At 75.4% G+C, this 9,896-nt stretch carries 7 protein-coding genes; 4 read left to right on the top strand and 3 right to left on the bottom strand.

Features of this window, described 5'->3' with window-relative positions; translation table 11 throughout:
- Positions 1–1,813, top strand: a 1,813-nt coding sequence (locus tag VFG42_RS16865) for a helicase-related protein (RefSeq protein ID WP_324909931.1), incomplete at its 5' end; no start/stop codon positions are given.
- Positions 1,814–1,952: 139 nt separating this feature from the next.
- Here VFG42_RS16865 and VFG42_RS16860 read toward each other — a convergent pair.
- Entirely contained in the window at positions 1,953–4,091 is a 2,139-nt protein-coding gene (locus VFG42_RS16860) for an aminodeoxychorismate synthase component I (protein ID WP_324909930.1), read from the bottom strand.
- 118 nt (positions 4,092–4,209) lie between these two features.
- Here VFG42_RS16860 and VFG42_RS16855 point away from each other — a divergent pair, with 118 nt between their 5' ends.
- Genes VFG42_RS16855 through VFG42_RS16845 form a run of 3 tightly spaced genes read left to right on the top strand, consistent with a single transcriptional unit; the run spans position 4,210 to position 6,715 of the window.
- A complete protein-coding gene (locus VFG42_RS16855) occupies positions 4,210–4,800 on the top strand; it encodes a TetR/AcrR family transcriptional regulator (protein WP_324909929.1) in 591 nt (196 codons plus the stop codon).
- Positions 4,801–4,839: 39 nt separating this feature from the next.
- Positions 4,840–5,505, top strand: coding sequence for a SanA/YdcF family protein (locus tag VFG42_RS16850; RefSeq protein WP_324909928.1), 666 nt, complete (start codon positions 4,840–4,842; stop codon positions 5,503–5,505).
- A gap of 13 nt (positions 5,506–5,518) precedes the next feature.
- Positions 5,519–6,715: a PQQ-dependent sugar dehydrogenase gene (locus VFG42_RS16845; RefSeq protein ID WP_324909927.1), complete on the top strand. Its 1,197-nt coding sequence runs from the start codon at positions 5,519–5,521 to the stop codon at positions 6,713–6,715.
- Here the strand turns inward: VFG42_RS16845 and VFG42_RS16840 are convergent.
- Complete coding sequence (locus VFG42_RS16840; RefSeq protein WP_324909926.1) at positions 6,621–8,042, bottom strand: wax ester/triacylglycerol synthase family O-acyltransferase; 1,422 nt, start codon at positions 8,040–8,042, stop codon at positions 6,621–6,623. The two genes, VFG42_RS16845 and VFG42_RS16840, sit on opposite strands and share 95 nt — an antisense overlap.
- A 490-nt stretch (positions 8,043–8,532) precedes the next feature.
- Positions 8,533–9,819, bottom strand: a complete 1,287-nt coding sequence (locus VFG42_RS16835) for an HD-GYP domain-containing protein (protein WP_324909925.1) — start codon at positions 9,817–9,819, stop codon at positions 8,533–8,535.
- Between the last annotated feature and the right edge of the window lie 77 nt (positions 9,820–9,896).

Here is a 9,896-nt window from a genome sequence, read left to right as displayed (position 1 = left end):
GGCCGGCCGGGCAGGCATCCGCGGCCGCACGATCAACTCGGCCAACGTCGCCGAGTGGGAGGAGGTCTACGCCGAGGTCGCGGCTGGCGTCCTCGACGTGCTGCTGGTAAGCCCGGAGCGGCTCAATAACCCGGGATTCCGTGACGAGGTCTTGCCGAAGCTGGTCGTCGCCACCGGTTTGCTGGTCGTGGACGAGGCACATTGCATCTCGGACTGGGGCCACGACTTCCGGCCCGACTACCGGCGGATCGGCGACATGCTCGACCGGCTGCCCGACGGCGTCGGTGTGCTGTGCACGACCGCGACGGCGAACGACCGCGTGGTCGCCGACGTCTCCGAGCAGCTGTCGGCGGGCCGCGGCGCGGCCGCCGGGCTGCGCGTCTACCGCGGGCCGCTGGGGCGGTCGTCGCTGCGCTTCGAGGTGGTGGACCTGCCCGCGCAGGCCGACCGCCTGGCGTGGCTGGCCCAGCGCGTTCCGGAGCTGCCGGGCTCGGGCATCATCTACACCTTGACCAAGCGCGACGCCGAGCTGGTGGCGTCGTGGCTGACCGGGCGTGGCGTGGCGGCCGAGGCCTACTCGGGCGAGATCGACACGGCGACCCGGGTGGAGGTCGAAGACCGGCTCCTGCGCAACGAGCTGAAGGCGGTCGTGGCGACGAGCGCCCTTGGCATGGGCTATGACAAGCCCGACCTCGGGTTCGTGGTGCACTACCAGGCGCCGGGCTCGGTCATCGCCTACTACCAGCAGGTCGGCCGTGCCGGGCGCGGGATCGCCCGGGCCGAGGTCGTGCTGCTGCGCGGCGCCGAGGACCGGCGCATCCAGGACTTCTTCATCGAGCAGGCGTTCCCGCGGCGCGACGTCGTCGACCGCGTGCTGGGGCACTTGGAGGACGTCGGCGCCGACGGCGCCTCGACGCAGGAGCTGATGGCCCAGGTCAACCTCGGCAAGGGGCGGATCGAGAGCTTGTTGAAGGTGTTGGACGTCGAGGGCGCGGTCGGCCGCGCGGGGTCGCGGTGGGTCGCGTCCGGCGGCGAGTGGTTCTACGACGCCGACCGCTACGGGCGGATCACCGAGCTGCGGCGCCACGAGCAGACGGCGATGGCGGCCTTCGGCGCCGACGGGCGCTGCCTGATGCGCGCACTGCAGGAGGAGCTGGACGATCCCGAGCCCGCCGACTGCGGGCGCTGCTCGGTGTGCGCGGGGGCGAGGTTCGACGGGCCGCTGGATCCGGAGGTCGTGCGCGACGCGGCGATCCACCTGCGGTCGCGGCCGGTGATCGTCGACACCAAGAAGATGGCGCCCGACGACGAGGGCCGCATGCGCAAGATCCCCGAGGCGGTGCGCGCCGAGGAGGGGCGGGCGCTGGCGCGACTGGGCGACGGCGGCTGGGACCGCCTCGTGCAGGCCGGGCGCGCCGCGGGGCGCTTCGACGACGAGCTGGTCGCCGCGGCGGCCGAGGCCGTGCGCAATTGGCGCGTCCCGGTGACGTGGGTGGCGGCGGTGCCGTCGCTGCGCTCGGGGGCGCTGGTCCCGAACTTCGCGGCGCGGCTGGCGGCGGCGCTCGGCGTGCCGTTCGGTGACGTGCTCGGCAGCGTCGAGGAGCGTCCACCGCAGCGCGAGATGGCCAACGCGCCCCAGCAGGTCGCCAACGTGCGCGGCGCGTTCGCGGTCACGGGCGCGGTGGACGGCGGGCCGGTGCTGCTGGTCGACGACGTCCGCTTCAGCGGCTGGACGCTGGCGATGGTCGCCGGGCAGCTGCGGCAGAAGGGCGCGGGGCCCGTCTACCCGTTCGCGCTGGCCAGCGCGTTCTGAGCGGCTCGGACGCCCCGGCGACGGCCATCCGTGCCGCCGGCCGGGGCGCCGCAAGTCAGCTGCGGCCACGGCCCGACAAGGGGGTACCGGAGCCGTGGCCGCGCGCGGATCGTCGGGGACGGCGGGGCCGCGGTCACTACTACAAACGTGTGAACCGGCCGGCCAGTGTCCGCAGTCGGTCGTCGGGCGCGGCGAGCGGCACGCCGTCCAGCGCCTCGACCGGCTGCGGGCCGCGCAGCGCGCCAGTGAGCAGGACCCCGTGGGCGGCGCGCAGCTCGGCGAGCGCCAGCGGGCGCTCGTGGACCCGGAGGCCCAGCCGGTCGGCGAGCGCGATGACGCGCCCGCGCGTGACGCCGGGCAGGACGCGGCCGTCCAGCGGCGGCGTGACGAGCGCGTCGTCGATCCAGGCGAAGACGTTGGCGCGCGTGGTCTCCAGCACGGTGCCGTCGAGGTCGGCCATCAGCGGGTGCTCGCCGTCCAGCGCCTCCTCCAGCGCGTCGATCAGCCGGCGGTCGCGCCATTTGCGGTCGCCGAGGCCGCCGGGGACCGTGGTCGCGCGCAGGCGCACGGGCGCGGCGTCGGGCAGCGGCGCGACCTGCAGCCCGACCTGGCCGTCGGCGTCCAGCAGCACGCGCAGCCGGCACGGCCCGCCCTGCTCCAGCGCGGTGTGGCGCACGAGCGCCTCGGTGGCGGGCGGCAGCGCGACGTCGTAGAGGTCGCGCGCGGCGGACCGCAGGCGCGCGAGGTGGCCGTCGAGCGCGACCGGCGCGCCGTCGGCGACCAGGATCGTCTCGAAGACGCCGGCGTCGGGGTCGGGGCGCGGGACGGGCTGGGCGGCGAGGCGGAGGGGCGCGGGGACGGCGGCGAGGGGGCGCGACCCGGCGCCGGGCGGGGGCGCGACCGCGATCGCCGCGTCCGGCGCCGCCGCCCCGATCGCCGCCAGCAGCGGCGCGGCCTTCGCGAGCGCCTCGGCGGCCTCGGCGGCGGGGTCGGAGTCGGCGACGATGCCGCCGCCGACGTCCAGCCAGGCGGCGGCGCCGGTCGTCTCGAAGGTGCGGATCGCGACCGACAGCTCCAGCCCGGCGGTGGGGGAGGCGAAGCCGATCGCGCCGCAGAACGTCTGGCGCGCGGCGGACTCCAGGGCCGAGATCGCGTCCATCGCCGCGACCTTCGGCGCGCCGGTGACCGAGCCGGGCGGGAACGTCGCCCGCAGCAGCGCGGCGTCGCCGACGCCGGCGCGCAGGCGGCCCGAGACCTCGCTGACCAGGTGCCAGACGCCGGCGTGCGGGCGCGCCTCGGCGAGCGCGTCGACGCGCACGGTGCCCGGCTCGCAGACGCGGCCGAGGTCGTTGCGCATCAGGTCCACGATCATGACGTTCTCGGCGCGGTCCTTCGGCGAGGCCGCCAGCGCCGCGCGCTGGGCCTCGGCGGCCTCCGGGTCGGCGGGCCGCGGGCGCGTGCCCTTGATCGGCGCCGTCGTCACCACGTCGCCGCGACGGGTCAGGAACAGCTCGGGCGAGAGGCTCGCCACCGCGCCCCAGGGCCCGGACAGCCACGCGGCGCGGTCGGGCGCCAGCGCCTCGACGCCCGTGGTGAACAGGTCGACCGCGTCGCCGTCGAGCGTCGCCCGCAGGCGCAGCGCGAGGTTGGCCTGGAACAGGTCGCCCTCGGCGATCCGCTCGCGGCAGGCCGCCACCGCGCGGGCGTGGCCCTCCGGCGACGGCGTCGCGCGCCAGCGGCCGGTGGCGAACGGTCGCGGCCCGTCGCCGACGCCGCGCGCCAGGCGCGCCGCCAGCTCCTCCCGGCGCGCGGTCAGGACGTCGGCGCGCGCGTCGGTCCACAGCGCCTCGAACCACCAGCGGCCGTCGGCGTCGCAGAGCAGCACGTGGTCGTGGAAGGCCAGCGGCGCGTCGGGCAGGCGCTCGGCGGCGGTGACGGGCGGCGGCGGGCCCAGCGTCGGCTCCAGCTCGCGTCCCAGCCCGTAGCCCAGCGCGCCGAACCAGCCACCGCCGACGAAGCCCTCCGGGACCGCGCCGTCGACCGGCGGCTGGACGTCGAGCGCCGCGAGCGGATCCTCCGCGGCGTCCAGGACGCGCAGGGGCTCCGATCCGCAGATCGCCCGGGCGCCCGCCCAGCGTCCGACGAGCGCGAACGGCCGCGCGTCGTCGCGCACGAGCAGGCCCGCCCGCGCCGCCGGGACGTCGCCCGGAAGCGCCACGCGGACCGCGCGCGCGACCGCGCCGGCGGTCGCGGGCGCGAGCAGAGAGGACGACGTCATGGCCCGCACCTTGCCAGGTCGGACAAAATGGAACATCGCGGTGGTGCTCTGTACCGCTTGCGCCGCCCCCTCCGCTGACGCGATTGGCGCGTTCAGCGACGAGGGTTATTGTCCGGACATGTCGATCGATGCGCCCACGCGGGGGCGACCCCGCAGCCCGCAGGCCGACCGGGCGATCTTCGACGCCACGCGGCGCCTGCTCGACGAGGTCGGCTACCAGCGCCTGACGATCGAGGGCGTCGCCGCCGAGGCGGGCGTGGCCAAGACCACCATCTACCGTCGCTATCCGCACAAGGCGCACCTCGTGCTGGCGGAGATGAGCCAGGCCGCGCACGACACGCCGGCCACGCCGCCCGACACCGGCAGCTTCCGCGACGACCTGCTCGCGGTCGCCCACCAGGTCCGCGACGAGATCTGCCCGAGCGCGCCGTCGTCGGTCAGCGCCGCGCTGCTGACCGAGGCGATCGCCGACCCGGAGCTCGCCGAACGCGTCCGCGCGTTCGCCGACGTCCGCTTCGACCAGGGTCGTCCGCTCTACGATCGCGCGCTGGAGCGCGGCGAGCTGCGGCCCGACGCCGACTGGCGCGTGGTCTCCGAGATGCTCGTCGGCTGGATCTTCCACGCCTCGGTCGCCAGCCGGCGCGAGCCCGACGACGCGACGCTCGCGCACGCGGTCGAGCTGCTGGTGGACGGCGTCGCCGCGCGCTGACCGTCCGCCGCGGCGGTGCGGCCGTCTAGACTGGTGCGCATGCTCCACCGGCGCGCGCTGCTGCGGATCGCGATCGGAGGCACGGCGGCGCTGGCGCTGTTGGTCGCCGCCGCCAACGCGGTCGTGCTGCTGGGCGGCAAGGGGTCGACGACCGACCCGGGCCGCGAGCCGCACGCGCAGGTCGCGCTCGTGCTGGGCGCGGGCCTGAACGCCGACGGGCGCCCGTCGGCGATGCTCGAGGATCGCTTGCGCGCCGCCGCCGCGCTCTACCACGACGGCCGCGTCGACCGGATCCTGGCCTCCGGCGACCACGGCCGCGTCGGCTACGACGAGCCCAACGCGATGCGCCACGAGCTCGTCCGCCTCGGCGTGCCGGACGCCGACGTCTTCACCGACCACGCCGGCTTCGCGACGCTCGACAGCGTCGTGCGCGCCAAGCGGGTCTTCAACGTCTCCTCGGCGGTCGTCGTCACCCAGGGCTTCCACCTGTCGCGCGCCCTGTGGCTGGCGCGCCGCGCCGGGCTGACCGCCTCCGGCCTGGAGGCCGGCCACGGCAACGGCTACGGCCACAACGGCGTCAAGGCGAAGGTCCGCGAGGTCCTGGCCCGCACCAAGGCCGTCGGCGACGTCGTCACCGGCGCGAGCCCGAAGTACCTCGGCCCGCGGGTGGACGTCGCGGGCAGCGCGCAGGCCAGCCGGGGCTGACATGCTCGGGGCCATGGCGCCCCGTATCCCGGTCCTCGCCGCCCTGCTGGCGGCCGCGATCCTCGTCGCCTGCGGCAGCGATGGCGGCTCCGGAACGACGACGTCGACCGCCGCGACCACCGCGACCGCCGCGACGCACGGCGGCGTCCGGCTCGTGAAGGTCGGCGCCTTCGACGGCCCGCTCTACGTCACCGCGCCGCCACGCGACACGCGGCGGATCTTCGTCGTCCAGCAGGGCGGCAAGATCATCGCGATGCGCGACGGGCGCAAGCTCGCGACGCCGTTCCTCGATGTCACGTCCCGCGTCACCAGCGGCGGCGAGCAGGGCCTGCTCGGCCTCGCGTTCGCGCCGGACTACGCCTCGACCGGGTTGTTCTACGTCTACTTCACGGGCCGGGACCAGAAGCAGCACCTGGTCGAGTACCGGCGCCGCACCCAGGACGTCGCCGACCCCGCCTCCGCGCGCACGGTCTTCGTCCACGACGACCCCGAGGCCAATCACAACGGCGGCCAGCTCGCGTTCGGCCCCGACGGCTACCTGTACGTGGGCACCGGCGACGGCGGTGGCGGCAACGACCAGCACGGCGCGCGCGGCAACGCGCAGAACCTCGCCTCGCCGCTGGGCAAGATCCTGCGGATCGACCCGCGCGCCAAGGGCGCGCGGCCGTTCACGCCCGCGCCCGGCAACCCCTTCGTCCACCGCTCGGGCGCGCGTCCCGAGATCTACGCCTACGGCTTGCGCAACCCGTGGCGGTTCTCGTTCGACCGCGCCGACGGCGACCTCGTCATCGGCGACGTCGGCCAGGACGCCGTCGAGGAGATCGACTTCGCCCGCAAGGGCACCGCGCGCGGCGCCAACTACGGCTGGCGGCCGTGGGAGGGACGGCGGCGCAACTTCGACGAGCCCGCGCCGGGAGCCAAGTTCCCCGTGTTGACCAAGGCCCACAAGGACGGCTGGTGCTCGATCACCGGCGGCTACGTCGTGCGCGACCGGGCCGTGCCCGGCCTCTACGGCCGCTACGTCTACGGCGACTACTGCAAGGGGCAGATCCGCTCGGCGCGGCTGTCGGCGGGGCGGGCCGCCGAGGACCAGGCCGTGCCGGGCCTGCCGAAGGTCAGCGGGCTGGACTCGTTCGGAGAGGACGCGCGCGGGCGGGTGTACGCGGTGTCGCAGTCGGGGCCGGTGTACCGCTTCGCGGCGGCGCGCTGACGGCGTCGGCCAGCGCGGCGAACGCGTCCTCCAGGTCGCGGGCGATCGCCGGCGCGTCCGGGACGACCTCGGCGTCGGCGGCCAGGCCGACGTGCAGCCGGCCCTCGTAGGAGACCGCGCCGACGGTCAGCGCGTGCCCGTGCAGCAGCGGGACCATCGGGTGCACGGCGCGCAGCGCGCGGCCCATCAGCGACAGCGCCACCGGCGGGCCCGGGAGGTTGGAGACCACGAGCGTGAACGGCAGCGCCCGCGCCGCGCCGCGCGCGATCAGGCGCCGGCCCGGGCCCGGCAGCGCGTCGGCGGCGCGCGCCAGCGCGTCCAGGGCGCCCGCGTCGCCGCCGGCCTTCGCGGCCGCCGTGCGCGCGGCGACCAGCGCGAGCGCGCGGCGCCCGTCGGGCTCGCCGACCGGCAGCGCGACCGGCAGGAACGTGATGCGGTTGCCCATCGCGGGGTCGTCGCCGGCGCGGACGCTGACCGGCACGAGCGCCCGCAGCGTCTCGCGCCGCTCGCCGCGCCGCCGCAGCGCGGCGCGCAGCGCCTGCGCGGTCGCGGTCAGCAGGACGTCGTTGATCGTCGCCCCGCGCGCCCGGCCCGCGGCGCGCACGGCCTCCAGCTCGACGTCGGCGTAGGCGACCGTGCGGCGGGCGCTGGCCGAGCGCTCCAGCTCGCAGCGCGCGGGCTGCGCGACGAGCGCGTCGGCGGCCCGCAGGACGGCGCTCGCGCGCTGGGAGGGGGTCGAGGTCCCGTCGGGCGCCAGCGCCTCCCAGGTGGCCCGCGCGACGCCCGCCAGCGCCCGGCCGCGCGTGCGCGCGACCGCGCCCAGCGCCGCGGCCGCCGACGGCGGCGGGGCCGGGATCCACGTCGCGTCCGCGCGCCCGTGCTCGGGCTCCGGGCCGAACAGCAGCTGGGCGACCTGGACGGCCGCGACGCCGTCCAGCAGCGCGTGGTGGGCCTGGCCGACGAGCGCGAAGCCGCCGCCGGGAAGGCCGTCGACGAGGTACATCCGCCACAGCGGGCGGTCGCCGGGCAGCGGCGCCGACAGCAGCGTGCCCGCCAGCTCGGCCAGGTCGCCGCGCGGCGAGACGCCGAAGACGTGGCGCGCGACGTCGAAGCTCGGGTCGTCGGCCCACGCGGGCACGTCGGGCGCCACGCGCGTCAGCCGACGCCGGAAGCGCGGCACCGCGCCCAGGCGCGCGTCGAGGTGGCGCCGCAGCGCGGCCACCGACGGCGCGGGGCCGTCGAAGCGCAGGGTCCAGCCGACGTGCAGCGGCGCCTGCGGCGTCTCGAGGTCCAAGAACGCGAGGTCCAGGGCTGTGGGGCGATCCACCAGTCCCCATCCTCTCGCACAAACGTCCAACCGCGCCAGGGTCATCCTCAAGAATGTTCGGCACCTGCCGCTTAAAGGCGAGAGGCGCCCTTTTTCAAGGACGCCTCGAACAAAGTCGCCGTACTGCGTCAGAACTTACTGGCGCCAACCCATGGTGCACCCCCAAGATGTCTGCGCTGCGCACCACCGCAGCGACTAAGCGGACGGACGGATATCCCGACGACAACGGCGCCCCGCCTGCCAGCACGGCGCCGTTTCGTCATGCGGGACGCAAGTTTCGTCGCACTGACGTCCATCGCGCCATCCCCACTTCTGGGTATCGGACAGGCGTTTGGACGTATGTCCTATCCAGTCGGGTTTATGACGACCGCGCGTCCAGCGCGCGGCGACCCCGCGATTTGCAGGGAGAACCCACCCGTTCAGGCTCCCCTTGTAGAGGGAGGCGTCCCACGGCGCGACGGCGCCTCAGTGGCCCGAAGGCCTTGAGAGGTCAGGCCGCCTGCGGCAGCGCGTAGCCACGGACCCGCGCGTCGAAGTCGAGCTCGCGCTCGAAGTCCGCGTCGGTCGTGTGCTGGAACTGGAGGTCGGATCGCTCCAGGATCCGGATGAAGGCCTCGACGAGCTTTCCGTCGAGTTGCGCGTCCGAGACGCGCCGCAACTCGGCGATCGCCTCGGCCTGGGAGACCGGATCGCGGTAGGAGTCGCGGGCGGTCATGACGTCGTAGGTGTCGGCGATCGAGATCATCCGCGACAGCAGCGGGATCTCCTCACCGGAGAGCCCGCGCGGGTATCCGCGGCCGTCGATGCGCTCGTGGTGGGCGAGGATGATCTCGGCCACCGGGCCGTAGCCGTTGATGCGCCGGACCAGGCGCGCGCCCTGGTAGGGGTGCGTGCGGACGATCTTCCAGTCGTCGTCGTCCAGCTTGCGGTTGGCCAGCAGGATCCGGTCCGGGAACGCGAACTTGCCGATGTCGTGCAGCAGGCCGGCGGTGTGCACCAGCTCCTGCTCGACGGTCGTGCAGCCGATCTCCTCGGCGATCGCGCGGGCGTAGCGGGCGACCGCGGCGCTGTGGCGCGCGGTCATGCGGTCGCGCAGCGACAGCGTCTGGACCAGGGCGGCCAGGACGCCGACCTGCAGCGAGGCCAGCTGCGTCGAGCGCGCCTCGAGCTGCTCGGCGCGGTCCTGCGAGAGCAGCAGCTCGCGCGTCAGGACCTGGAAGAGGAAGAGGACGCCGATGAGCGCGATGAGCGCCGCGAAGCCGACCAGGTTGTAGGTGACGGCGATCGCCACCGAGAGGGCCCCGGCGAGGGCCTCGGACGGCAGCATCGGCACGAACATGTCGCGCACCTGGTCGCGCAGGCGCAGGCCGTGGGTGACCCGGCGCGGCGCGGCGATCAGGAAGAAGTTGAGGGCGTTGGTGATCGCGAAGACCGCGAAGATCCCCAGCGCGAAGTCGACGTCGTCGGCCTGGTTCATGCCGACCGCGCGCACGAGCAGCGCGCCGACGAGCGGGAACGTGGCGTAGGCGCTGAGGTTGGCCAGCAGCGCGGGGATCCGCAGCCGGTTGCGGACGGCGTCGATCGCCGTCGTGACCAGGCCGATCATCACGGCCGGGCCGGGGCCCAGGAGCGCCATCGCCAGCACGAGCGAGATGAACGCGCCCGAGAGGCGCAGGCTGCGGGTGCCGATCGCGATGCCGTCGCTGAGGATCGCGAGCGCCGTGAGCAGGAAGACGAGGCTGAGCGGCCGCCAGTCGGAGGCACGCGACGTCGCCACGACAACGGCGAGCGATGTCGCGAGCAACGCGATCTGCGCAGCGGCGAGGGTCCTGCGGCCCATTACGCCCTGCTTAT

This window comes from Baekduia sp., assembly GCF_035685985.1.
In the GTDB taxonomy this organism is placed as follows: domain Bacteria; phylum Actinomycetota; class Thermoleophilia; order Solirubrobacterales; family Solirubrobacteraceae; genus Baekduia.
The sequence above is the reverse complement of the archived record's forward strand: the minus strand, read 5'-3'. Positions and strand labels throughout refer to the sequence as shown.